General features: G+C 38.6%; 23 protein-coding genes. 4 read left to right on the top strand and 19 right to left on the bottom strand.

Features of this window, described 5'->3' with window-relative positions; all coding sequences use genetic code 11:
* Nucleotides 1-41 precede the first annotated feature (41 nt).
* The 9 genes from PQ456_RS09365 to PQ456_RS09325 all read right to left on the bottom strand — a co-directional run bounded on the left by PQ456_RS09365 (nt 42) and on the right by PQ456_RS09325 (nt 10,577).
* The gene (locus PQ456_RS09365; protein ID WP_273615866.1) at nt 42-2,450 is read right to left on the bottom strand and encodes a glycoside hydrolase family 94 protein; all 2,409 of its coding nucleotides are present in this window, start codon (nt 2,448-2,450) and stop codon (nt 42-44) included.
* 108 nt (nt 2,451-2,558) lie between these two features.
* Nucleotides 2,559-3,383, bottom strand: coding sequence for a carbohydrate ABC transporter permease (locus tag PQ456_RS09360; RefSeq protein WP_273615865.1), 825 nt, complete (start codon nt 3,381-3,383; stop codon nt 2,559-2,561).
* 51 nt (nt 3,384-3,434) lie between these two features.
* On the bottom strand, nt 3,435-4,340 hold the full coding sequence (locus tag PQ456_RS09355; RefSeq protein WP_273615864.1) for a carbohydrate ABC transporter permease: 906 nt from the start codon (nt 4,338-4,340) through the stop codon (nt 3,435-3,437).
* A 145-nt stretch (nt 4,341-4,485) separates the two neighbouring features.
* Complete coding sequence (locus PQ456_RS09350; protein ID WP_273615863.1) at nt 4,486-5,739, bottom strand: sugar ABC transporter substrate-binding protein; 1,254 nt, start codon at nt 5,737-5,739, stop codon at nt 4,486-4,488.
* Between the two features lie 118 nt (nt 5,740-5,857).
* Nucleotides 5,858-7,117, bottom strand: a complete 1,260-nt coding sequence (locus PQ456_RS09345) for a sugar ABC transporter substrate-binding protein (RefSeq protein ID WP_273615862.1) — start codon at nt 7,115-7,117, stop codon at nt 5,858-5,860.
* A gap of 76 nt (nt 7,118-7,193) precedes the next feature.
* Nucleotides 7,194-8,186, bottom strand: coding sequence for a LacI family DNA-binding transcriptional regulator (locus tag PQ456_RS09340; RefSeq protein ID WP_273615861.1), 993 nt, complete (start codon nt 8,184-8,186; stop codon nt 7,194-7,196).
* 336 nt (nt 8,187-8,522) lie between these two features.
* Nucleotides 8,523-8,825, bottom strand: coding sequence for a hypothetical protein (locus PQ456_RS09335; RefSeq protein ID WP_273615860.1), 303 nt, complete (start codon nt 8,823-8,825; stop codon nt 8,523-8,525).
* A 138-nt stretch (nt 8,826-8,963) separates the two neighbouring features.
* Nucleotides 8,964-9,230: a hypothetical protein gene (locus PQ456_RS09330; protein ID WP_273615859.1), complete on the bottom strand. Its 267-nt coding sequence runs from the start codon at nt 9,228-9,230 to the stop codon at nt 8,964-8,966.
* Nucleotides 9,231-9,497: 267 nt separating this feature from the next.
* Nucleotides 9,498-10,577, bottom strand: a complete 1,080-nt coding sequence (locus PQ456_RS09325) for a lactonase family protein (protein ID WP_273615858.1) — start codon at nt 10,575-10,577, stop codon at nt 9,498-9,500.
* A gap of 205 nt (nt 10,578-10,782) precedes the next feature.
* Between PQ456_RS09325 and PQ456_RS09320 the strand changes: the two genes are divergently transcribed.
* A complete protein-coding gene (locus PQ456_RS09320; RefSeq protein ID WP_273615857.1) occupies nt 10,783-11,463 on the top strand; it encodes an S-layer homology domain-containing protein in 681 nt (226 codons plus the stop codon).
* Nucleotides 11,464-11,620: 157 nt separating this feature from the next.
* On the opposite strand, the gene PQ456_RS09315 is transcribed toward PQ456_RS09320, so the two are convergent.
* Entirely contained in the window at nt 11,621-12,172 is a 552-nt protein-coding gene (locus tag PQ456_RS09315) for a GNAT family N-acetyltransferase (protein WP_337957877.1), read from the bottom strand.
* 256 nt (nt 12,173-12,428) lie between these two features.
* Here PQ456_RS09315 and PQ456_RS09310 point away from each other — a divergent pair, with 256 nt between their 5' ends.
* Together PQ456_RS09310 and PQ456_RS09305 are read left to right on the top strand one after the other, a co-directional pair.
* Nucleotides 12,429-13,352 (top strand): ABC transporter substrate-binding protein, encoded by a 924-nt coding sequence (locus PQ456_RS09310; protein WP_273615855.1) that lies wholly within the window; start codon nt 12,429-12,431, stop codon nt 13,350-13,352.
* Nucleotides 13,353-13,465: 113 nt separating this feature from the next.
* The gene (locus tag PQ456_RS09305; RefSeq protein ID WP_273615854.1) at nt 13,466-15,136 is read left to right on the top strand and encodes a helix-turn-helix domain-containing protein; all 1,671 of its coding nucleotides are present in this window, start codon (nt 13,466-13,468) and stop codon (nt 15,134-15,136) included.
* A gap of 167 nt (nt 15,137-15,303) precedes the next feature.
* On the opposite strand, the gene PQ456_RS09300 is transcribed toward PQ456_RS09305, so the two are convergent.
* From PQ456_RS09300 to PQ456_RS09260, 9 genes are all read right to left on the bottom strand, one after another.
* Nucleotides 15,304-17,019 carry an ABC transporter ATP-binding protein gene (locus PQ456_RS09300; RefSeq protein WP_273615853.1) on the bottom strand — a complete coding sequence of 572 codons (1,716 nt, stop codon included), beginning with the start codon at nt 17,017-17,019 and terminating at the stop codon, nt 15,304-15,306.
* A gap of 158 nt (nt 17,020-17,177) precedes the next feature.
* Entirely contained in the window at nt 17,178-17,891 is a 714-nt protein-coding gene (locus tag PQ456_RS09295; RefSeq protein WP_273615852.1) for a GntR family transcriptional regulator, read from the bottom strand.
* A gap of 61 nt (nt 17,892-17,952) precedes the next feature.
* A complete protein-coding gene (locus PQ456_RS09290; RefSeq protein WP_273615851.1) occupies nt 17,953-19,038 on the bottom strand; it encodes a CehA/McbA family metallohydrolase in 1,086 nt (361 codons plus the stop codon).
* Between the two features lie 4 nt (nt 19,039-19,042).
* Nucleotides 19,043-19,489: a hypothetical protein gene (locus PQ456_RS09285; protein ID WP_273615850.1), complete on the bottom strand. Its 447-nt coding sequence runs from the start codon at nt 19,487-19,489 to the stop codon at nt 19,043-19,045.
* A gap of 41 nt (nt 19,490-19,530) precedes the next feature.
* The gene (locus PQ456_RS09280) at nt 19,531-20,883 is read right to left on the bottom strand and encodes a hypothetical protein (protein WP_273615849.1); all 1,353 of its coding nucleotides are present in this window, start codon (nt 20,881-20,883) and stop codon (nt 19,531-19,533) included.
* A gap of 5 nt (nt 20,884-20,888) precedes the next feature.
* Nucleotides 20,889-21,722, bottom strand: a complete 834-nt coding sequence (locus tag PQ456_RS09275; RefSeq protein ID WP_273615848.1) for an ABC transporter permease — start codon at nt 21,720-21,722, stop codon at nt 20,889-20,891.
* A gap of 2 nt (nt 21,723-21,724) precedes the next feature.
* On the bottom strand, nt 21,725-22,879 hold the full coding sequence (locus tag PQ456_RS09270) for an extracellular solute-binding protein (protein ID WP_273615847.1): 1,155 nt from the start codon (nt 22,877-22,879) through the stop codon (nt 21,725-21,727).
* Between the two features lie 57 nt (nt 22,880-22,936).
* Nucleotides 22,937-23,989 carry an ABC transporter ATP-binding protein gene (locus PQ456_RS09265; protein ID WP_273616289.1) on the bottom strand — a complete coding sequence of 351 codons (1,053 nt, stop codon included), beginning with the start codon at nt 23,987-23,989 and terminating at the stop codon, nt 22,937-22,939.
* Nucleotides 23,990-24,050: 61 nt separating this feature from the next.
* Nucleotides 24,051-24,875 carry an ABC transporter permease gene (locus PQ456_RS09260; RefSeq protein WP_273615846.1) on the bottom strand — a complete coding sequence of 275 codons (825 nt, stop codon included), beginning with the start codon at nt 24,873-24,875 and terminating at the stop codon, nt 24,051-24,053.
* 530 nt (nt 24,876-25,405) lie between these two features.
* Here PQ456_RS09260 and PQ456_RS09255 point away from each other — a divergent pair.
* Nucleotides 25,406-26,350 carry a tyrosine-type recombinase/integrase gene (locus PQ456_RS09255; RefSeq protein WP_273615845.1) on the top strand — a complete coding sequence of 315 codons (945 nt, stop codon included), beginning with the start codon at nt 25,406-25,408 and terminating at the stop codon, nt 26,348-26,350.
* The last annotated feature ends 31 nt before the right edge of the window (nt 26,351-26,381 follow it).

The raw sequence follows: 26,381 nt of genomic DNA, 5'->3' as shown, positions 1-26,381 counted from the left end.
ACTGTTACAGCGATCTATTCAGATCAGATGTAATGAATAGATTAACCCATAATCACTTTCACTTCGTGCTCTTTGCCATCACGGAAGTCTGGTAAGATATTGCCTTCAATCACTTTACCATCAACTTTGATTTCTTTAATACCACGAGCCACACCTGCTGCATTATCTACATGTAGATTATACGTAGCTCCGCGGAATGCACGACGATAAGTGAACTCTTTCCAATCTTTCGGAATACTTGGATCTACCAACAATCCTTCATTTTCAGCACGTACACCTAGAATCCAGTTGGTTGCCATGCGTTGTAACCATTGAGAAGAACCTGTATACCAAGTCCAACCACCACGACCATAGTTAGGTGAGATTGGGCCATCAGAGTTACCAGGTGTTACATACGGCTCGCCTACATAACCATTTGGATCGTCAGAACGGTTAGGAGGACAGATTTTGCTGTATGCTTCGTATGCTTTTTCTGGTTGACCGATCAATGTATATGCCCATACTGCCCATGTAGCAGCATGCGTGTAGACACCACCATTTTCACGTAGACCTGGAGCATAGCGTGTAATATAACCAATATCACGACGGACTTTGGTATAAGCAGGATATAGAAGCAACGCACCATGGTCACGTAATAGATGCTTACTTACGCTATCCATTGCTTGTTGTCCACGTTCTTGATCAGCTACTCCAGAAATAACAGCCCACATTTGTGGATTCAAGAAGATTTGACCTTCTTCGTTTTCTTTTGAACCGACTTTTAATCCATCATCGTTGGTTGCTTGTAGATACCATTCGCCATCCCAACCATATTTGTTCAGTGCTGCTTTTAAGCTACCTTGTACTTCAATCATTTTATCTGCAAAAACTTGATCGCCACGTTTGGCAGCTACTGGTGCAAAGTTACCTAGAATAAGGTACAAGAACTCACCTACCCAGAAGCTTTCACCTCTCCACTCGTAACCGATCGCACTTAGACCATCATTCCAGTCATGCTCACCCATCAATGGAACACCGCGCGGGCTAAAGCGCAAGAATGTTTTCTCGATCGCTAATTTACAATGTTCATACACTGTAGCTTCGCCACCATCTAAGAATGGAGTGACTTCATCCAGGATATCGTAATCTTGTGTTTCTTTCAGATAGGCGTCCATGATGAACGGAAGCCATAGCAAGTCATCAGAACAACGAGTACGAGGACCGCCACCACGAATCGTGAACCACCAGTGAAGTACATCGCCTTCTTGGAATTGTTGGGAAGCATGCATAAGAATTTGTTTGCGCATCAATTCTGGTTTGCTTGTTAAGAAGATTTGAGAATCTTGCAATTGGTCACGATATCCATAACCTGCGCTTGTTTGATAGTATGCTGTTTTACCCCATAGACGACAAGAGATCGATTGGTATTTCAACCATACGTTCGTCATAATATTCATTGCTGGATCAGGTGTATGAATTTCTTCCACATCGATCAATTCACTCCAGAATGCATGTACATCTTGAAGAGTACGTTCTGCTGCTTCAACAGTAGTGTATTTCTGGATCAATGCATCTGCATCTTCTTTTTCTTGCTCTGCTGCACCAATAGTGAATACAACTGTATGTGAAGCTCCTGCTTCTAGATTAATAGCGACACGTAGAGAAGCAGTAGCATCTCCAAAGCGTCCACTATTTCCTGCTAGTTCTTTGTCAATCATCGCTTGTGGACGAGATTCTTCACCATACATACCTACAAATGATTCTTTGTCTGCATCAAATGAAGATGGTGTTTCACTTGCCGCATGGAACGCTGTGTAAGGCCAGCTTACATTGTTACTGCGTCCTTTCTCATCCGGGAAGCTCCATAAGTATTTTTCAAGCTGAATCGCGTTCAGATCTTGTTTATATTCAGAATTCATAAAGATTTTGTGGAATTCACGATGTTCATCCGGTGCAAAACCTGGAGCCCATTCAAAATAAGTCGTTGCATCCAGTTCGCGTGCTGTTGTGCTGTTATTGGTTACTTTCAATTGCATAATTTCAAGCGGTGCATCTGGAGCCACAAATACAGTCAATTCACTGCGAATTCCATCCACTTGTTGCGTAAATACACTATAACCGATACCATGACGCACTTCATAAAATTCATATTCAGCCATAACCGGTTTCCAGCCTGCTGACCAGAATTTGCCTGAATTGCGATCACGTAGATAAATAAATTTACCCCATGAATCTTTGATTACATCTTGGAAAAGACGAGTGATCCGGTTCTGACCTGCATTTCCACGCCATGAACAACCGCCACCTGCTTGCGATACCATAAAGGAGTAATCGCCATTACTGATAATATTACTCCATGGACGTGGTGTACGTGGATTTGTAATTACATATTCACGACCATTTTCTGTAAAATAACCATATTCATTTTGGAAAAGTCCTGTTTGCTGTGTTTGATTTTGTATCGTTGACATTCAATATCCCTCCAAAAAGTAAACTTATATTCTATCCAAAATACGTTCTCGTAGAACGACTTGTCTCTAGTGCTACTGCATGACTGTGTTGTGCACTCAGGTATGAAATTACTTCATACCTGAAATAGTGTATCCTTCGATAATATGACGCTGCATAAAGATAAACAGAATAACGATTGGTACTACCATGAATGAAGCACCTGCCATCTGAATTGCAAAGTCACCACCGTATTGCCCTTTCAACAATGATAATCCAACAGACAATGTGTATAGATTTTCATCATTGGCAATAATCAACGGCCATAGGAAACTGTTCCAACCGCCGATAAAAGTCAAAATCCCTTGTACCGCAAAGATTGGCTTCGCAATTGGAATAACCAATTGGAAAAAGGTACGTAACTCACTTGCTCCATCTAATCGTGCTGCTTCGATCAAGTCAGCAGGAATGGTCGTCATAAATTGACGGAATAAGAAAATACCAAACGCATTAACCATACCTGGTAAAACAATACCTGCCATTGTATTGGTCAAATTCATTTGATTCAGCAATAGATACACTGGAATCATTGTTACTTGAGAAGGAATCATCATTGTTCCTAGTACAAGATAGTACAGAACATTACGACCCGGGAATTCAAATTTGGCAAACGCATATCCTGCTGCCGCATTTAAAAATAGACCGATAAAAGAGAAAAATACGATAACTAATGTGTTCCACAAATAGGTCGCAAATCTCATTTCTGTAAATAGACGTACATAGTTCTCAATCGTAGCTTGTTGAGGCCAGAACTTCGGCGTTAATGCAACTACTTCACTTTCTGGTTTGAAGGATGCAAGAATCATCCATACAAAAGGGATACACATCGCTATACTACCAATAAGTAGAAGCGCAATAATGACTGTTTTATACATCGGTTTGACTTGAATATCCATTTTGGAACCTCCCTTCATACTTTGTTCTGTGTTTACATTGATCTACAGAACTTAGTATTCTACATCGCTGTCTTTTTTACGTACTTTAAACTGGATCATAGTTACAAGAATAATGATGGCAAATAGAACAATAGAGCCTGCTGCTGCATAACCAAAGTTATTGCGTTGGAACCCTGTATTGTAGATAAACAATGCCATAGACATCGTACTGTTGATTGGACCACCTTTGGTCATAACAAGCGGCTCTTCAAAAAATTGAATCCAGCCGATTAGTGTTGTAATCGATACGAAAAAAGTAGCAAAGCTTAGTAAAGGAACCGTAATCTTAGTCAACTGTGCCCAGCGACTTGCTCCATCAATCTGAGCAGCTTCGTAATACGTACGCGGAATCCCTTGCAAGGCTGCTAAGAAAATAATCATATTCAAACCGATTGCTTTCCAGACCGCCATAATGATCAATGAGAATTTAGCAATAACCGGATCTTGTAACCAGCTCACCGGATCAATCCCGATAAATCCTAACATCTGGTTAATTAGACCGTATTGTGAGTTGTACAAATATCCCCAGATTACAGCTACTGCTACAATATTGGTAATCGAAGGCATATAGTAAATTACTCGGAAGGATTTGAAAATCCAACTGGTTCCTTGATTAATCAAAATCGCTATAGCCATAGAAATAATAACAACTGAAGGAACACCAATCACTACAAAAATAAGCGTATTGAACATCGACTTCTGGAAAGTTGCATCCGAGAACAGTCGAACAAAGTTATCAAATCCATTAAATTTGATATTTGAGAAGTCCGCCAATCCCGATAAGTTCATGTTCGTAAAACTGATAAAAATAGCAATAAAGATAGGAATAAATGAAAACAAAAACAAAATAATTAGCGTAGGTGCTATAAACAAATATGGATATTTATATTTGTTTAATTTTTGCAAAGCGTTTTGCATATTGGATTCCCTCCTTCACAGAAGTTTTGACGTTCTGATATGCTATCGTTCTCTTCCAGATCCATATCAGTTGGTTATATCTGAGTATGAATCTGGCGAGAAGGATAGTTGATGTACATAAAATAGATGCTGTTATTGCGGAAGCTTATTCAGCTAATAAACTATCTGCTCCTGTATTGACTTCTTCCATCTGCTCTTTGATATCTGCTCCACCAATTGTAATTTGTTGCAAAGCAGCTTTGACCAGATCACCGATTGATTCCCATGATTTCACAAATGGAGAAGGACGTGCTGTATCTAATTGGTCACGGAAAGTTTGAACAATAGGTTTATTGTTAAATACTTCGTTATCCCAAGCTTTCATGTTGGCAGGTAGATCCTGATCGTATTTATATTTAGCAACTTGTGTTTCAGGATCACTCATGAAAGCCATAAATTTAGCGGCATCGTCTTTGTTTGTTGCACTACTAAGTACACTCCAGTTGGATCCACCTAGAATAGAAGCGCTTTTGCCACCTTCTTCTTTGGGAGGAATCACAGCTGTGGCCCACTGATCTGCTTTTAGATCAGGTAGATCTGTTTTGATTTGATAAGCAGACCATGGCCCACTGACAAACATTGGAATTAATCCTTGACCAAATGAAGGTAACAATTTGATATCACTTTGATTAGGTGTTAATCCTTCTTTAAAGAAGCTATTCAAATACTCAATCGTTTCGATATAAGCAGGTTGATTAAATTGGGCTTTGTTATCACTGCTGATGACTTCACTCCCATTTTCCCAAGCGTACGGAAGAGTAAAAGCTGAATCCTGACTGTCTAACAAAATACCGTATCTGCCTTTGCTTTTATCTGTTAATTTGGTTGCAGCATCTTTTAATTCAGCCCAACTTTTCGGAGCTTCGTTATAACCTACTTGTTTCAACAAATCTGTGCGGTAGAACAATACACGAGTCTCCAAGTACCACGGAATACCCACTAATTGATCATTGACCGTCATCGTTTCTTGTGCACCTTTGAAAAAGTTCTCTGGTTTGAGATTAGGAAACTCTTCTGTATAAGGAGTCAGATCAAGCAATGCTCCAGCATCAGCAAATTCTGGAATCCATGTCGTACCCATTTGAATAACATCGGGTCCTTTTTTGGAAGCGACCGCAGTTAGCAATTTATCATGAGCATTACCCCATGGAATAAACTGAGTTTCCACTTTGATATCTGGATTTTTTTTTTCAAAAGCTGGGATGAGTGTGCTAATAGCGTTATCTTCTCCACCCATCCCCCATACTTTCAATACACGTTTACCATCTGATGTTGTAGGTACGCCTGCTTCTTCTTTATTTCCACAAGCCGCTAATACTAATGAACTGATCAGTAACAATACCAACATTGATTTCCACATTTTAAACATCCATTTCACCCCGTTAGTTTAGTAAAGGCATATGAATCTTTGGCAAAGGTACTAAACGAACATGCAAAGCTTGAACGGGCAGAACCTCTGCCCTGTGGATATCATTAGATTAGTTGGCTAACAAGTCATCAGCCTGGCTGTTCACCTGATCCATTTGTTCTTGAACATCAGCACCACCGATTGTGATTTCTTGCATAGCTGCTTTGATTAGATCTGCAATACTTTCCCACGGTTTTACAAATGGTGCTGGACGTGCTGTATCCATTTGTGTACGGAACGTTTGGATATCTTTGTTAGATGCAAGTGATTTGTCTTCCCATGCTTTAGTTGTAGAAGGCAAATCTTTTGTCAATTCGTACCATTTCACTTGTACTTCTGGTTCGTTCATATACGAAATAAATTTAGCACCATCATCTTTGTTCGTAGCACTGCTAAATACCGATAGACTTGATCCACCTAAGATCGAAGCACTTTTACCGCTTTCATCTTTAGCCGGGATCGTAACTGTTCCCCATTGATCGTCTTTTAGATCAGGCAATTCATCTTTGATCTGTTGTACAGACCAAGGGCCGCTAATAAACATAGGGATAATACCTTCACCAAATGATGGTAGAAGTTTCAAGTCTACTTGCGAAGGTGCTAATTTTTCTGTAAAGAAACTGCTCAAATATTTGACAGCATCCACATATGGTGGTTGGTTAAATTGAGCTTTGTTATCACTACTAATAACTTCGCTACCATTTTCCCAAGCGAATGGAAGTGTAAATACTTGATCCTGGCTATCTAGCAAAATACCATAATTGCCATTTCCTCTAGCTGCCAGTTTGGTTGCTGCATCTTTCAATTCAGCCCAAGTCTTAGGTGGTTCGTTATAGCCTACTTCTTTAAGTAGATCTGCACGATAGAACAATACGCGAGTATCGATATACCATGGAATGCCTACAAGTTGATCGTTGTATGTCATTGTTTGTTGAGCGCCTTTAAAGAAGTTATCGACTTTCAGATTCGGATATTTGTCTGTATAAGAAGATAAATCTAGCAAAGCTCCAGCGTCTGCAAATTCAGGAATCCAACCCAATCCCATTTGCACCACATCAGGGCCTTTTTTGGAAGCGACTGCTGTTAGCAATTTATCATGGGCATTATCCCAAGGAATCGCTTGTACTTCGACTTTGATATCAGGATTTGCTTTTTCGAAATCAGGTACGATTTTGGAAAGAGCTGTACCTTCCGCACCCATTCCCCATACTTTTAGAACACGCTTACCATCCGCTGTTGTTGCAGCTGCTTCTTCTTTGTTGCCACATGCTGACAAGATCAGAGAAAAGATCAACATACAAGCTACAACCGATTTCCATGTTTTTGTCATTAAATTCACCTCGTTGTTATAATAGAAAATGCTTGCTGCTCGATATCGCTTTCAAAAAAACGATAAGGTACATCCATTATGGAGAACGTACAGTACCACGAGAAACTAATTCGGTATCCAGTTTATACTGTGGACTAACCGTTTCTCCTTTTAAAATCTGAAAAATCAGATGTACAGCTAATGCCCCTACTTCATAATCAGGCTGACGTACTGTCGTTAAAGACGGTGTCAAAAACCGCGCTTGTACAATATCATCAAAGCCTATGACGGATATATCATCAGGAACAACAATACCAGCTTCATTCAAAGCAGTTATTCCTCCTAATGCCATCTCATCATTTGCAAAAAATACAGCCTCTGGAATCTCGCCTTGTGCAATCATTAATTTGACTGCGCGATAACCGCCTTCTTCTGTAAAGTTGCCGATTAGATTCCAGCGTGGTTCAATCGTCAATCCATGTTTGTTCATCGCTTGCACAAAACCGTTATAACGATCTTTATTGTGCTTACTGCTTGCTGGCCCAGATACATAAGCAATTTTGCGATGACCGGCTTCGATTAGATGTTCAGTAGCTAAAATGCCACCTTTTTCATTATCTGCTTCAACATAACAGACACTTTCATGCTCTAATCTTCGATCTAACATTACGATAGGAAATCCTTCACGAGCCGATTCCAAAATCGTACGGTCTGGAATATTATGAGCAAGGATAATAGCTCCATCTACCCTTTTCTCTTTAATAAATTTGACCGCTGTTGATGATTCCCCACCAATAGAGCTACAAGCAATTAAGTCATATCCATTGTTGAGGCTGACTTCTTGCACGCCTTTGATCAATCTAGAATAGTACGGACCAGACAGATCACTTAACAACAAAGCAATCGTATTTGTTTTGGAGCGCTTAAGATCAGAAGCAATCCCATTCTTCTGATAATTTAACTGTTTAGCAGCAACAATCACTTTATCGCGTGTCTTAGGACTAACTCTTCCGATTCCATTTAGCGCATAGGACGCAGTCGATACTGCGACACCCGCTAAAGCGGCTACATCCTTGATCGTTGCTCCCATTGACTTCCCCCCTGGTGTTAATTAGCTAATCGAAACGTTTCGATAAAATCATAAAAAAATGATTTACCCTTTTCTATCTAGATGATAAACAAAGAGCTATAAAAATGGATTTTTATGGATTTTAAGCTAAAAAAGCTAATTTTATACGGTTTATTCACTAATTATTAATGGATTCTGTATAAAATTCATCATGTAGAGTTTTATATCATTTTGTCGAAACGTTTCTACACGCTTATTATATATCTGCTTGTAACCGATTTCAATACCTTTTAAAATTTTTTTGTTATTTTGTCGAATGTAGTGGTGTGAATCGCGGGTTAAACAAGGTGTCTTTTTTCAATCAAGTCCAAATCGATCAATATGATCTTGTAGTCCTTCTTGTTTTAAAATACGCAATTGCTCTACTCCAAATAAATCGAAATGTGGATAACGATCACGAAAATGAATATAACGAGGGTTAAGTTGGTGTTCTCTACACCAGTTTTGTAACTTTTCGATATCTGCACAACCTACTTTGGTCACTGTACGCATAATGGGAAATCGATCATCGATCCAATAATGAGTTAAAAAAGCGATTTGTCCATCACTTACTTGTTGCTTCCAATAGTTTAATTGTGATCGATCTATACCAAATGCCATATTTTTCACCTTTCTTAGACAAACATATCTTCATTTAAAGTGTTATCGGAAATAACTGTAGCAAAAAAGATCAACTCTATTGTCAGCAGCTGATCTGTTGCCTTAATGATCTTACTCTATTCGAACGCACTCAAGCGCTTAACTATTTTTTTCTTTTTCTTGCTCTTCTAGCTTTTTAGCCATACCTTCAGGATATGCATTTTCACTAGAGGACGAAGATTTAGTCGCATCTTTATCTTTTTCTTCTTTTTTCTCCATATTTAAATCTTCCATAGGCATAGGGTCTACATTTTGTTCGGATTCAAAACGATCAAACAGACTTTCATTTTCAGTTGGATAATGTTCAGGATGATCACGCTTGCCTTGTTGTTCTTCAATTTTATCGTTTTTTCTTGGCTCAGTCATCATTAATCTCTCCTTTGGCTATATCTACATCATAGAAAGTATAGAATTAATAGTAGTTACTGTACTTTACCTCTCTACGAAAAATTGAAACAATTTCTTCATCATCCTTATCAGAATTATACCTATTCTCTGCAAAAGTATATGCGATACATAACAAAAAAATCGTGTCTATCTAGAATGCTCTACAGCGACTAGAAGACACGATTTTTGTTATTTATAGATAGAATGATTTGAATAAAACTTATATTCAATAAAGATTACATTCTATTACATGTATACAGACCATACACATACAGGTTTGGAGACTTCTACACTTTTACCTGTGTATGTTAATTTACCTGTTGTAGCATCTACAGTAAAAGTAACAATATTATTGCCATCGCGATTCGCAGCAAGCAAATAATTACCATTCGGTGTCAATGAGAAATGTCTTGGATGTCCACCTTCTGTAGATACATGTTGTACTAAAGTTAATTGACCTGTTGCTTGGTCAACTTCATATTGCACAATACTGTCATGACCACGGTTAGATCCATAGACAAAGCGACCATCTTTGGAGATTGCAATTTCTGCACAACCATTTTCACCATCATAATCAGCTGGCAATGTAGAAATGCTATGAATTTCGCTTAATGTACCGTTGCTACCATCATATTGGTAAGCTGTTACAGTTGAATTTAATTCATTAATCACAAACGCATATTTTCCATTAGGATGGAATACAAGATGACGAGGTCCTGCGCCTGGTGCAGTCACTTGTTCTGCTACTCGCTCTAATTTGCCTTCTTCTTGATCGAGTGCATACGTATAAATACGATCCAATCCTAAATCCTGAACCAATACATATTTTCCAGTAGGATCATAGAACGAAGAATGAGGATGTGGACGATCTTGATTCGGATGTACACTATGTCCCTCATGTTGTTGTACATCTAACGATTCACCAATTTGACCATCTTCACGGATAGCAAATAATCCTACCATCCCTCCATGATAACTGGTTACGCTTAAGTACTTACTATCGTCAGAACGCTGAATATGACAAGTAGGAGCTCCTACTGTATTTAGACGATTCAATAAATGGATACTTCCTTTTGCCGGATCAATAGCAAAAGACGAAGCTTCACCAATCTTCGTGCCATCAGAATAAGCAGCTTCCCCGATCGCATACAGTCGACCTGCTGGAGCATCGATATTTAGAAATGTAGGATTTTTGAGTCCCATAAAAGCATCGGTCTGAGTCAGTTCACCTGTTGCTTCATCAAAACTGTATACATACACACCGTTATCTGTTGATTCTGCATAAGAGCCTGCAAATACAAGCAAGCGTTCATTTGGGTTAGTCATATGTGATTCCTCCACTCTATTTATATGTTGTTTATTAACTATGAACAAAAAGTTCCTCTATATAAGGTAACGCCTTCTGCACAAAAAATCAAAGTTCACGATCCAAATCCTCATATAGATTTATAAGAAACTGTAAGTTACACTGTAGATAATCCAACTTTTGTAAAGTCTATCTATTCTAATCTATCCAAGTGGGGTGAGTTCAATGATGGTTCGCAAATGTACATTAGGGCTTGCAAGTTTTCTATTATTAGCTTCAGGTAACCAAGCTTTTGCCGCTTTCGATGATCTGGATAACACAGTAGACAAAAAGAAGATTGAATATTTGGATGAATATCATATTTTGACAGGGATGACCGAAACTACCTATGCTCCAGAACGTTCATTAAATGTTGCACAAGGGGTAAGCTCACTTGTGAAAGGGCTTGATCTCAATATTGATAATATGCGATTTATCAAAAAGCCAGAAGCAAGTGATTACTATACACGTATCAGTAATGACGCATGGTATAGCCATGATATGATTGTCGCTCATCATAATGGACTAGATCTTCCAGCAGATGTAGATGTGACGACAGCAATGACACGCGGTCAATTTGCTACTTTACTCTGGCAAGCTGTCGAACAAGTCGATCCTGATATCAATGAATCCGGTGGTAATAATATAACGTCGACCCAAGCTGATCCACAAATAGCTGATCATCACTCACTATCTGCTATAGATCAACAAATGGTAGAACAGGTGATTCATAATGAGATCGCTACGCTAGATCAAAAAGGCAAATTTTATCCTGATGAACCGATTACCCGCGCAGAAGCCGCAGTCATGTTATACAATGCGATAGAGTTAACAGGCAAACTGGGTAGTGTAGGCACAATCGAATAACAGAATAGAATTAGCATTATGTTATAAATAAAATATATTTAAAATAAAAATCCCTTTGACACAGCGCTTTTATAAGCATGAAGTCAAAGGGGTTTTTAGATTGATTTTAAAGTCATATATTCTACTAGCTCTATACATCATACGAAAGATCTCGCTTTTAATTTATCGTGAGACGTTGCCAATCTTCTATCGTAATCGCATATAGAACATGATCTTCCCAATTACCATTAATATGTAAGTAACGTTCAGCTAGACCTTCACGGCGAAATCCAGACTTTTCTAACACACGTAATGATGGCGTATTCCATGGCATCACTCCTGCTTGTAACCGGTGAAGCTGTGCTTCGGTAAAAGCAAATTGCAGACATTGCTGAACCGCTGCTGAAGCATATCCTTTTCCATGATGATCTTGATCTACAAAATAGCCAAGATTTCCATTTTGAAAAGGTCCACGAGCCACTCCACTAATTTCGATTCTTCCTACCAATTGTTCACTAACCGATTCAAATATCCCAAATACATATCCCTGACCTGCTTCAAAATTCTGTTCCCCATTGATTAGCATTTCTTGCTGAACTTCAAGTGTCCAATACGATTCCGGGCGAATAGGCTCGTATTTTTTGAGATAATCTCGATTGCGATTCCGTAGTTGCAGAACTTGCTCGGCATTCGCTAGAGTGAGTGGTTTTAAATAGATATTCGAATTCATCATTTATCCTCCTTTGTTGCATGTATGACAAAACAATTATTGTTTTTGTTCTATACCCATCGTCAATACAACATTATCCTGCATTTTGTACAAAGATATACTTATTTTTGTCCATTTCATCTTTGTGATTGATACGCTATGATGTTTTTAACGATAATGATTCTCATTATTAAAACTATTTTAGATCGTATTTTACAGGGGGCTTATCATGAAAGTAATCATCAAAAAGATAAATGTTTGGAGTTTTATTCTATGTGTGAGCATATTATTAGCAGCATGTGGCAATTCTACAGCTTCTACAACTACTAACGAACCTTCCACTTCTTCCAGTAATGCAACAGCAGAAAGCGTAGCAACGACCAAATCATTTACAGATTTTAAAAATAACAACGTTGAAGTGCCTACTCATCCTGAGCGGATTATTTATATAGGTGGTGATCTTGGTGATCTACTTGCTCTTCATGTCAAACCTATCGGCTCATCGTTGCAAGTTATAGCAGATCAGGTGGTTTATTCTGATCTGTTAGAGGGTATCGTAGACATTGGTGAACCGGCTGATATGGAAAAAATCGCAGACCTTAATCCTGATCTCATTTTGGTCGATGGCGGCGGATTGTACGATAATATTTATGAATCGTTAACGAAGATCGCTCCTACCGTACAGCTTGAACGTAAACAGACCTATGATCGTCTACGTACATTAGGCGATATTTTAGGAAAAAGTGATGTGGCTGAACAATGGATTACCACGTACGAGAAAAAAGCGAAACAAGTGGTTAGCCAACTCAAATCTCACTCTGGTGATACAGCAACGGTATTTCTACAACTAGGTAAAGATATGTACGTCATGGGTGACAAAGGATTCGCTACAACACTATACAATATTTTGCAATTTAAGCCAAGTATAGGCGTAGAGAAAATGATCGCAGACAAAGAAGATTTTGCTCAGATTTCAGAAGAAGCTTTATCCGATTATGCAGGACAATGGTTATTTATTCTGAATGATGGCAATACTGCTAGCGATGCCAATACACAAAAGATGCTTCAAAGTGCAATCTGGCAAGCAATTCCTGCGGTTAAAGCCAATCATGTATATATGCTAAGTTCTACATGGAACTTTGATGATCCGATTACAAGAGAACGTATGCTAGATGAATTACCGAAAATCATGAATAAGTAAATAAATTGTACCAAAAGACTTTCACTGTTAAGGTTGAAAGTCTTTTTCCATTTAGTATACAATATGTACATATTACTGATAATAATTCTCAATTAAATAAAGGAGGGATTATGTTGTTATCACGAATAGCCCAACTCCCTCTTCACTCCTATACTTTTGAATGTATCTATGTTCAGATTGGATCTTTGGCTCATTCTACTTCGTTATGTAGTGATTGTTTAACTCATCGATTAATCCTTTGCTTGCGAGATGGAGATACGATACAGATCAATCAGCAATCTTTTACAACTGTTCAAGGTAGTTGTATGTTTCTTGCGCCAGACAGCAATATTGAGTGTAAAGATACAACAACAGAACCTATTTACTATGAAGCTTTTTTTTATATTTTTGCTCGAGGAGAACAACAACCTTGTAGAGAACCTATCGAGTCATTGCCTTATCATATCTGGCTTCATCCAACTCCTTTATCTTCAATACTTGAATATATACAATATATGCTTCGTTTTTTTGACAGTCATAAAGCTTCTCCTATAAATACAGTACATTCTGAGATAGAGATTAATCACTTTCGCTCCAATCTCTTTTTACAACAATGGATTTTAGCCTGTATCGAAAGTAAGACTAAGCTGTCTGCTGATCTGTTTTCGTCTGCTTTAGAAGCCGTACAGCATACTGTAGATTATATTCATCAATATTATCAGAAACCGATTACTGTCGAAGATTTGTTACATTTATCAGGTGTAGGACGATGGAAATATAGTAGGCTTTTCCAACAATTAACAGGCAAAAAGCCACTTGATTATATCACCGATATTCGAATTAATCGCGCAAAAGATTTATTACGTTTGTCTAATCATTCGATTAAAGAGATTGCTCATTATGTTGGCTTCAAAGATGAGTATTATTTTAGCAGACGATTTAGTCAATCTACAGGTGTACCGCCAAGACAATATACGTATCGGTATCATCGTACCCCGCCATCACTCCCACATCATCGTTATAGTTTAGCACCGCGTATTGTGGCTACAGGTAATACACTTGGCGATCTATTGTCGCTAGGCATTCAGCCAATAGGTGCATCGCTTACTGTTATTCGCGATCAAGTGATTTATCAACAGCAATTACTAGATATAAGCGATATTGGTACGTACGGAGAACCGGAGCAGATTGCTAGATTACAGCCTGATCTAATTATCCATGAATATACAACTGATGAAGTTAGCGTAGCTTTAGCTCGAATTGCACCTACCTTTGTGATTTACCGTCATGATCCTGCCCATATTCGTTTGCGTGCTATCGCTAACTGGATTGGACAAGGTCGTCAGGCGGATCAATGGTTGTCTCTTCATCAGCAACAATCGGTACAAGTGTGGAAAGATTGTATTCCGATCAAACAAGGAGAAACTGCTCTGGTAATTATACAGATTGATGGTGATTTATTTGTAATGGGTGGTCATGGATTTGCACTGACTATCTATCAACCATTTGCTTTCTGCCCTCCGCCAGCCGTATCGCAGATGATTCAGCAACAGATTCCCTATTTAGCTATCACCTGGGAGGACTTAGAACGGTATGCGAGTGATCGCGTTTTTTTACTGGTTGATCGTGATGCAACTTCTCTCGAATATCTACATCAGTTGACTCATAGTCCCGCATGGAAAAGACTTCAGATGCACTCTCCATTTCATCTTCATATTACAGAATCAAAATGGAACTTTGATGATCCTATCACTAGAGAACATTTGTTATCTGTTTTACCAAATATTTTGGAAGTCACTTTTTAGTGTTAATCTTTTAATACTAATTGTTGCTAGTAGAATATGTTCAATTAAAATACGATACGAATACAATAAAAAAGCTAGTATCCTTTGCAAGAACAGTACATGTTCTTGATCGGGATGCTAGCTTTTAAATGTTTAAAACAATTCTGTATTTCTTACTTCACTACCTGTTACGTACCGAATTGAGCGGCATGTAGACGGCTGTATGCACCACCAGCTTGAATGAGTTCATCATGAGCGCCTTGTTCAGCGATACCTTCTTTGGTAACAACGATAATACGATCTGCATTTTTGATCGTAGCCAGACGATGCGCAATAATCAATGTTGTTCTTCCTTGCGACAATTCATTTAAAGATTGCTGAATTGCTGCTTCTGTCTCGGTATCGAGCGCAGATGTCGCTTCATCTAGAATCAAAATCGGTGGATTTTTGAGGAACATACGAGCAATCGATAGCCTTTGCTTCTGTCCACCGGATAGCTTCACGCCACGTTCTCCGATAATTGTATCCATTCCTTCTTCATACGAAGTAATCACTTCTTCAAGCTGTGCTTGACGAGCGGCTGTCCATATTTCTTCTTCAGTTGCTCCCAGTTTGCCGTAAGCAATATTTTCACGAATCGTACCATCGAATAAAAAGACTTCTTGTTGTACAACACCGATCTGGGAGCGTAATGAAGATAATGTCATCTTGCGAATATCAATACCATCTATCGTCACTTCACCTTCAGCAATATCATAGAAGCGTGGCAATAGACTACATATTGTTGTTTTACCAGCACCAGAAGGGCCTACAAGAGCCACTGTTTCTCCTTCGCGAATATGAAGATTGATCCCTTTCAAAATATAATCTTTACCTTCATAACCGAACGATACATCGTTGTACACAATATTTCCTTTAAGCCCACTTACTTCTTGAGCATCCGGTAGATCATGAATCTCTGTATCGGTATTCAGCAATTCTTCAAAACGACGGAAGCCTGCTATTCCTTTAGGATACGTTTCAATAACCGAATTCAATTGCTTGATCGGCGCTAAAAATACATTAGATAAAAGTACAAAAGCGATAAAGTCACCATAACTCATCCCTTTTTCAATCACAAACCATGTACCACATACAAGTACAAAAATAGAAACGAATTTCATCAAAATATAGCTAATCGACGAATTCCACGCCATAATGCGATACGCTACAAGCTTAGTACGGCGAAAACGTCCATTGTTGATCGCAAATTGACTGATTTCATGATCTTCGTTAGCAAAAGCTTGTACAACACGCATTCCAGTAACGTTATTTTCGACACGTGCATTAAAATCAGCGATATCTCCAAACATACGCCGGAAAGCGACTGACATTTTGCGTCCAAAAAAGAGTGATAAATAGATCATCAAAGGCACAACTACAAAGGTTAAAATTGCTAGATCCATATTAATACTAGCCATCAAAGCAAATGCACCAACAAGTGTCATCACAGCGATAAATAAATCTTCAGGTCCATGATGAGCAATCTCACCAATATCCATCAGATCATTAGTCATACGAGATACCAGATGCCCTGTCTTCGCATTATCGAAAAAGCGAAACGGTAACCGCTGCACATGATCAAATAGCTTTTTGCGCATATCGGTCTCAATATTGATTCCTAGCTTATGTCCCCAATAAGTTACGACATAATTAAGAAATGAACTAACGACGAATATTCCTAGTAATCCCACACATGCCCATAAAATGACACGCCATTCTCCACCCGGAAGTAAATCATCGATAACGCGGTTTACTGCTAATGGAAAAGCTAATTCAAGAATAGCTGCAATAATCGCACAGCCAAAATCGATCACAAATAATCCTTTGTAAGGACGATAATAAGCAAAAAAACGTTTTAACATTGCTGTCTCCTTTTCTCCACATCATTGATGTGTAATTTAGAAATATATGTATTGTAGCTAAAAAAATAACCACCGGTGTAGTATAAAACTACATCCAGATGGCTATTATAGCATTAATTTTCTCCATTGATAATGATTATCATTTAATTTTAATTTATTTATCGTGTTCGTCTTATCCAAAATGTGAAAATATCGTTGCGAACATAGTCGTAAGAATATAATACTTTCCGATTCATTTCATCATAATGCGTCTGTTTAAGCAATAAAACAGCAGATTGTGGATGAACACATAACTTTTGACTATGTGGATCTGTAGAAAGTGGCACTGTCAATTCTGAATCTGCTCCTACAATCTGAATACCTACCTGTTGTTCTAAATGTTGAAATAAAGATCCTGTAAATACACTTTCATCAAAGGTATTGCCCACAAGTTGCACCGGCATATAGTTGATCGAATGAGCGACAATTTCGCCATTTGCCATTCGTGAACGTTCCAAAACGATCATCGGTTCATCGACAGATAGTTCCATTCGTTCAGCCACTTCACTAGGACACTTTTCTGAAATGATATAAGCTAATCGTTGGTCTTCTGTTAGACCTGCTGAACGAATCATATCTCCTATACTATACAGTCGATCCAGTGAACTTGGGATATGTTGCAATGTACGGGTCAAAAACGTACCACTGCCATGTTTGACAAACAATTTCCCTTCATCTCTTAGCTTACGAATGGCTCCACGAACAGTAGTACGACAGACTCTAAATTCAGTAGCTAATGTAGATTCAGAAGGTAATTGGTCTCCAGCATGAATATGATGTTCTGCGATCCATTGCTCGATACGAAGTTTGACGGTTTCCTGCTTGGCAGACATATGAATCTATACATCCTTTCTATAGGCAAAATATAAGAGTGTCGTAATTATAATCAGTTCATTATAGTGAATGAGTGATATAGATAGCATTGGTAAAAGCAATCATGCTATACGTTTCCGCAAAATAGCCATACAGCTCGACCCGTACCCAGCTTAATACTTGAGTCTGTTCTAATTCACAATCATATACTTCTGTTTGCACTGGAATTTGTTGTTCGAACAATATTCCCCGGTTGCTATTTACTACTAAGCGTAACGATTGATCGGCTAATGTGTAATATTGCTGACGACAAATCGTATCTAACGCTATCTCTAACTTTAATTTTTCATGGGGTGGGCAATAGAGTTCTTGTCCAATATGATAACGCTTAGATTGATCATCATGAATTGGATGGGCAATATGGGCGGTAAAAGTAAGCAAAGGCCCCATCGTAACAGTGACTGCTCCTTGACGAAGAGCGGTCAGAGCAGAATGATCTTTGGGTTCTAGCTCTACACGATCTGTATACGATACATCTGAAGTCTGCAATATATCTAATGAATGCCACAACTTTTCTTCATCTTCTGTACCTATGTATGTAATAGCCGCTGGAGCATCGTGATCTTCTGTGCGATGCCAATCTCGACCACTGGTAGCTGTTATTTGATGCCCCTCATTTAGTAAAGATGTCCACCAGGCAAAAGCACGCTGGCTGTCTTTTTTGATAGACGGCATTAATGTAGACCAGACTTCGATATAATCTACTTTTTGCCAATTTGTTATTGGATATTCCCAATAACAACCTGTACAGATAGGGCTACCTATCCGAAATGGATGAGCAATACCTACAAGACCGCCTTGTGCATGTACCTGATCGATCCCTTTTTCAATATCATGTATACCCAGATTACGCCAATCCACATATTTATAAATCCCCATCGTAATCATATGCCCGTAGAACGTAGTCCATTCCATACCAGGAATAATATGAATACCTGTCTCGTGTTGAATACGCTGACGATCTTGTAGACCCGACTGTGTATTATGATCGGTGAGTGCAATACAATCAATACCTAGATGCAGAGCTGACTGTACCAGTTCATCTAAAGTGTGTTGTCCATCACTATGAAGTGTATGAGTATGTAATTCAGAAGGTATCCATTTCATATTGTTAATCCCCCCATACTTCAATTTGATAATGACATTCTGGCGTCACAATCGAATGAACACTTAATATTACTTTCCATTCTCCTACAGGATTAGAACCTTTCCAAAATCCTGGCGAAGCATGATCTATTGATAAAAAATGAGTCTGTTGTGAGTCTTGCCGATGCGCTTGTCCGCGATGGGTTTGTGGATCATCGACAGATAGTGTAATCAGATTTTGTAGCGGAGCATACTTTTGCCATTCATGTTCTTGTGGCGCGTCATAGCCATATCGAACCATCGCAGATTCAATTATAGTTTGAGCTTGAGCGGCATCTGTTAACGTTTTGGGAGCATACTTGAACTCGATACGAATCATCGATGCTTGTTCTAATATCGGAAAAGTATACGTAATATGAGTCTGTGAAGCTAACGGATCAATACTACCAGATACGTGCAACCATTTTTCCATCGACAACTGTCTCCTTTTCCTTATCGGCTATACCCACTTCTCTAGATCAACGTCAAGCAATTCCACAATGTCTGTACAGGAGAGATCGAGGTCAATTCAACCTGTGTCTGTGATTGGATACCGATGGTTGGTCTATATTCCTGATCTAACATAAACGCATATATTCCTTTGACACCGATACGTTCTACCCCTTCAGGCAAAAGATTCACCCGAATCTCGGCAATATGATCAATCTGAGTGCCCGGTGGTAACTTAATCGTAGTCGAAAAATGTAAATCTGGTCCTTGATAAGCTGCGCGAAAATCAGCAACTCGTAAATCGTTAAAGCTCGATGACCACCATTCTTCTTGTCCTTGTAAGCGCACTTGATAATCAAGACAAGTCTGTTGGACATCTATACGAGCATTATAGACATCCAAAGCATATTTCGAACTCTGAATAAATACATATTGACGCTGATCTCCCAATTTCCATGAAGACGGATCGTTGTTACGATCTACGATATACTGACGATTCATTTCCCAATTGGTAATCTGATACGTGAACGGATATACACTCATAATCTGTTCACGTGGTTCTTGTTCAGGATACCAACGATAAGATGGTGGCAGAATCAAGCGATAATTCGACCAGACTTCATCTACAAAGTTACCGTTAGCTGTAGCGGCTTGTAATACAGGTAGACCACCACAGTCGGTTTTACCTTGAAATGAAGTTGTCACATGATGAGGACCTTGATATGTAGCAGATAATACATGACCTGCATGATCAATTTCGACACGATACATCCATTCAATATCTGTAGTTCTGCCCCATTTACTCATCAATAATCCAGAAGGTGTACCTTCATCCTCATGACTGAATACCATATGATATTCAATTACCGTGCGATTTTCTTTCTGTTGCATCCAATACATGACAAGAAGCGGCGTATCTGTAAATGTACTTTCATAATCATGAGTCAGATTGCGTCCATAGACAATCGGTGTATGCTGGTAGACCAGTGCTGACGAAGAAGTAGCATCGATCCAGTGTGCCTCATAACTTTCCAAGCGAATCTCTTCTACTTTGGAAGGAGATTCGGGATCACGAAATTCCAATTCAATCTCATAAGTTCCTGCTTCCAGTTGTCCAAGTAAGCGAGGATATACAAAAGAGTCTTTACCATAAAATAAAATCAAATCTTGATTGTACTGATGATTGATATAGATACGAACCATAGCTGACTCATGATTTTTCTGTTGCCAGTGACTATTACTCATAGCCTTTAGATGCAACTCTACAAACCCTTTTGCTGGAACATCTATTTGAAAATAACAACGTTGAGCACGTGTCAATAAAACATCTAATGTTGCTGTACTAATAACGTTAGCGTCATGTTGAGTGTTGTTCATCAATGTTATCCCTCTTTCCCCATCGTTCGAATATAGAAATAACCCATGACTGAACACAGTAAAAACATCAATACAGCCATCGCACTTGCAGTATGAGTCTCCTGATAATTAGAAAAGACTTGTTGCATAGCGACCCCTAATACTTGAGGAGCATTAGCACCAATTAGAAAAGGAGCGGTAAAACTACCGATTACGCCCATAAAAATAAATGTGATTGCTACCCACATCGTTTTATAAGAGAGTGGCAAAACAAATCGAAAAAATAACTGCCAGATATTTGCCCCTGCATCACGTGCACTTTCGATGACCGAGTTAGGTACTGCCGCTAGAGCAGAACTTAATAACATCGTTGAGAACGGAATATTAAACCATAAGTTAGCAAGTAATAATCCTTTATAATCGTAAATAATTTTGGGAAATGTATCGATTCCGATCAATAACAACAGTCTTGATAACCAACCATGATTACCATACATTGTAATCAGACCATAAGTGGCAATCACACCGGGTACGAACATCGGGATAAAATATAAGCGGTTGATCCATTGCACCACCCACCCATGACCAAACCGTAGATAGACGGCTAACGCATAACTGATTACTAACGATAACAAAGTAGAAACAACGGTTACATTTAATGTATAGATAATATTTTTGCGCATCGTTGGCTCGGTAAATAAACGAATATAATTGGCTAAGCCAAATCCACTACCATTTTCATCGATTAAGCTTTCTCGAATAGCATACAAAATAGGCAAGATCACGACAAAAAACAAAATAAGAAAGGAAGGGATAACTAGAGCAAGCCCTAGTATCCCTTTTTTTACAGTAGAATTCATCATCATTGACCTGCAACATCAGTCTGCCAGCGTTTGTAAATCTCTTGTTGTAGATCTCCACCATTAAATTGACGGTACGATGCAGACACACTTGCAAATTTATCTTGTAATTCTTTAGACATTAGATCCCATTTGATCCCAGGGTAACCGTACATTTTGTTCACTACAATCGTCTGAGCTTCCGGTGTAAGTATATAATCAAGCAATTTTTGTGCAGCTTCTTTTTTGGTCGACATTTCAGGCACCATCAGATACGCAGGGCCACCTGTAAAAGCAGGGCTGATCTGAGTTAGCTTGGTTGTATCTGGTAATAGCTGTTTGTTGATCTGTTCTAGTGCCATATCTGACCATGCTGGAACCATATCTACTTCACCATTAGCAAGTAAATCGAGTGTGCCTTGATTTTTTTTCGGATAGATTCCTTGCTGATACATAGACGGCCCTAATTGTTTTAACAAATTAAATCCTTGATCCCATTTCTGTGCGATAGCAGGATCACTACTATTCATATCTTCAGGGGGTAAAAAATTGTAAATGGCTGTAGTTACAAATGAACTACCTGCTCCACCTGTAGAAGGGTCATTATAAGCAAATTTGCCGGGATGTTGACGAATCCAATCGTATAACTCGTCTGCTGTTTTCGGAGGGTTAGGTACATTTTGGCTATTGTACGCCAGTACTACTGACGAAGCGCGGTAAGGAACAGCCATATCATTTACTTGTTTTAATATTGATGTGTCAATATTTTTGAGGTTAGGTACACTTGCTGTATCTAATTTGGCCCAGATTCCATTTTTGTTGCCTTTTGTAATATCGTCCAGACTACCTTCATATAGATCTACATCTACATTGGTCTGTCCACTTTGCTTGGCAGCTAAAAGGCGATCCAGTGCAGATTGTCCACCTGTTCCGGATGGAAGATATACCAATTTAACTTTGATCGTTGGATTAGCTTTTTCAAACTCTGGAATTAACGTTTCCCATAATTCTTTTACATTTAACGAACCACTGGTATACAAAGAAATCTCTGTGGTGTTTGCAGAAGAACTACTTGCATTGGCTTCGTTGGTCGCGGATTTGCCTCCACATCCGGCTAACGCCATAACCATACATAATCCAACCATCAGTAGAATACTCATTTTTGCTTTGTTTAACACAAGAACATCCTCCTTTAAAATAACTGCTTTTGAGATGAATTTAGCATGAGCTTCTTGTTATTTGTCTGCTTCCGATACACTGATTTCTGGAAAAACATTCATTTTACTAAACATCAGCGATATCGGTTGACCTGGATGTAAGGTAGCCGCTTGTTGACGAGGTACAAATACTTTAAGAACTTCTTCTTCATAATTGACTGATACTTCTGCATAATGACCGAGTACCATGACCTGACGAATATGACCTGTTAAGCCTTCTTCTTGTTCAGACAGGTACATGTCTTCTGGACGAACAGCAACGATACAATGTCCGATAGGCAATTCTAACTTTGGATTAGGCAGACGCAATCCACCCACTGTAATATGCTGTCCATCACTCACCCCCTTTAATACATTGATACGACCGATAAAATTAGCGACAAACAGCGATTGTGGCGTATCATAGATGTCCTGTGGTGTAGACAATTGCTCAATCTGACCACCATGCATAACTACAATTCGGTCTGAGATCGATAAAGCTTCTTCTTGATCATGTGTTACAAAAACCATCGTCATATCGGTAGCCATCTGAATATCACGTAATTCTTCACGCATCTCCATCCGTAGCTTGGCATCCAGAGCGGAAAAAGGTTCGTCTAGCAGTAATACATCTGGCTTTAATAGTAGTGCTCTGGCTAGAGCCACCCGCTGTTGCTGTCCACCGGATAACTGGGTAGGATGCTTGCTTGCTGCACTACCGAGTTGCACCATTTCTAAAGCGGCTTTCACTTCACGCTCCATATCTGCCTTAGTATATTTGCGGATTTTCAGACCAAATGCCAAATTTTCATATACCGTCATATGTGGCCACAGATTATAACTTTGGAATACCATAGCAGTTGGTCTTTTTTCAGGAGGCAACTGTAATATGCTGTTCCCACGAATTAAAATATCTCCACTATCCGGTTCCAAAAAGCCACCAATCGATCGTAAAACAGTGGTTTTTCCGCAACCCGATGGGCCCAGTAATGTCACCATTTCGCCTTTGGCAATCTCAAGCGAAATATTTTTCACACCATCGCCTGTTTTGAATATTTTGCTTATATTTCGAATAGATAATTGAGACTGCATGATTGTATTCATAACTCCTCCTGCTTCTTGGGTAACCATAGAATCTGCAATATAGTCCACTTTATTTCACTTGAAACCCACCAGATAATACATCTGCACTTACAAATTTGCGGGCAGCTACTAACAGAATCACTGTCGGTAATGTCAAAATTACAGAGAATACAGCACCTGTCGTATTCGGATAATCTGCGATAATAGAGTACATAATAATCGGCATCGTTTTAAAATCAGGAATCCCCACCAACAACGTGCCTTGCGCTTCATCCAATGAAGCTAAAAAGGTGAAAATCGAAGCAACCATAATACCAGGAAAAGCCATCGGGAATGTAATTTTCCAAAATACTCGAATCGGGCCTGCTCCTACATCGCGTGCCGATTCTTCTTGAGCTTGATGCACACTGCGAAAAGCAGACGCTGGAATCCATGTCATATACATCAAAGTGTTAACCATATGAATCAGTACAATGCCTACAAAAGTATTCATTAAGCCGAATTTGTAAAACAGAACAGCAATAGAGACATACAAGCCCATTTTTGGAAATGCATGAGTAAGCAAAAACGAAAATAAAAACCATTTACTCAGCGGAAATGAGATGCGTGCAAAAGCGTAAGCAGCTGGTACACACACAATAATCGAACATACCGTCACCACCGTCGCAATCAGAAAAGAGAGCGAAATAGACTGCAACACATCATCCTGACTCAACACAAATTGCCACCATTGTAGCGACCAGCTCTGTGGTAAAGCTGACGGGTACTGCCACTTACCAGATACAGCCAATATCAATAAATTTAGCAATGGTCCCAGAAAAAAAATCACAAAGACGATCAACAACAAAAACTCTACAATTTTGCGTTTACCTAACGCATGTAAATACCACTTCATAATTCATTCCTTTCTCTCACTGATCTGAACATATGTACTTTTACAAAGCGCTTATTTCTTAAACGTTAGTTATCCAAAGTTGTTTAGACGTCTATATCACTGACACTTCTGAGTATAGAAACAATTTATTTTCGCAAAATATGTCGAAATATAGGTTTTCGTAAATATTGAAAACTATTTTTGTTTAGATTTAATATGTAATTAATAAAATAGTGCTACTTTGAGCTTGAATGGTTGGCAGTTTATATAGTACATACATTCAAAATCGATGCTTGAGTATGTAAATGTAGGTTGTAGGTGTAGACATGCTAAAAAGACTTTCAATGATCGCCATACATCTGCAAGCATTAAAAGTCTAGATCATAATTCTGTTGAATTACTTTTGCAAAGTGAAATAACAAATACTGTGGTACCACATAAATCGATACATGTTAAAATGATTGATTTTGGTATAATGGAGAATCTGTATTTTAAAGATTATGTAATGTAGAGAAGAAATTGAAGTTGTTGGAGACACAGGAGGATGAAAATTGTTAGTATCTAGGATTGATTTAAACGATTATATCGCAAAGTATGTCAATTATTTATTGATCGAAAAAAATTTATCACCAAAATCGATCAAAGCTTATCTATACGATTTGAATATGTTCCATGATTGGCTAGTAGAGAATCAGATCGAAGTTGTGACCGAAGCGGAAATCTATTTATATTTCAATACATTGAGTCACTTGAATCTTTTAAAAGATTCTACCATCAAACGGAAATATATATCCTTTAAAGGATTTTTCTTATTTTTGGATCAAAAAAACTGGATCGATCAATCCCCATTAATCAATTTCGGTAAACGATTCAAAACGGCTAAGCGTATTCCAAAAACGTTACCAACCAATGAAATCAAACGTTTATTATCTGCCCCAGAGCATGATCGCAACCGCTTAAAAACAGAATTCAGCACGCGCTTGAGTATACGAAATGATGCCATTATAGACTTACTCTTTTCCACAGGTATTCGTATTGGGGAATTGGTTCAGATTCGACTAAAAGACCTTGATTTACGCAATCGAGTCGTTGTTATCTTTGGCAAAGGACGCAAAGAACGATTGCTTTATCTATCTAGCAAAGAACTCCTCGATAAGATTCAAGACTGGCTTAAAGTAAGAGAAGCTTTTCATCCAAAAGACGACTGTTTATTTCTAAATAAATACGGAAACGGCTTATCGATCTATGGTATTGAGGATATTTTCTGTAAATATAAAGAGATGGCAAAAATTAATCAAAGTGCTACCCCACATTACTTACGTCATTCTTTTGCTACTCAATTGTTAGAAAATGGAGCCGATTTGAGAGCAGTTCAAGAAATATTAGGGCATTCCAGTGTGAGTACAACGGAGATTTATACAGAGGTATCTGTTAAAAGAAAGCGCGCAGTATTAACAAAATTCAACCCTAGAAATCGATTAGAGACCTCCAAATAACTATGAATTATTTGGAGGTCTTTTAGTGTGC

Origin of the sequence: Paenibacillus kyungheensis (assembly GCF_028606985.1) — a bacterium.
In the GTDB taxonomy this organism is placed as follows: Bacteria; Bacillota; Bacilli; order Paenibacillales; family Paenibacillaceae; genus Saccharibacillus; species Saccharibacillus kyungheensis.
The sequence above is the reverse complement of the archived record's forward strand: the minus strand, read 5'-3'. Positions and strand labels throughout refer to the sequence as shown.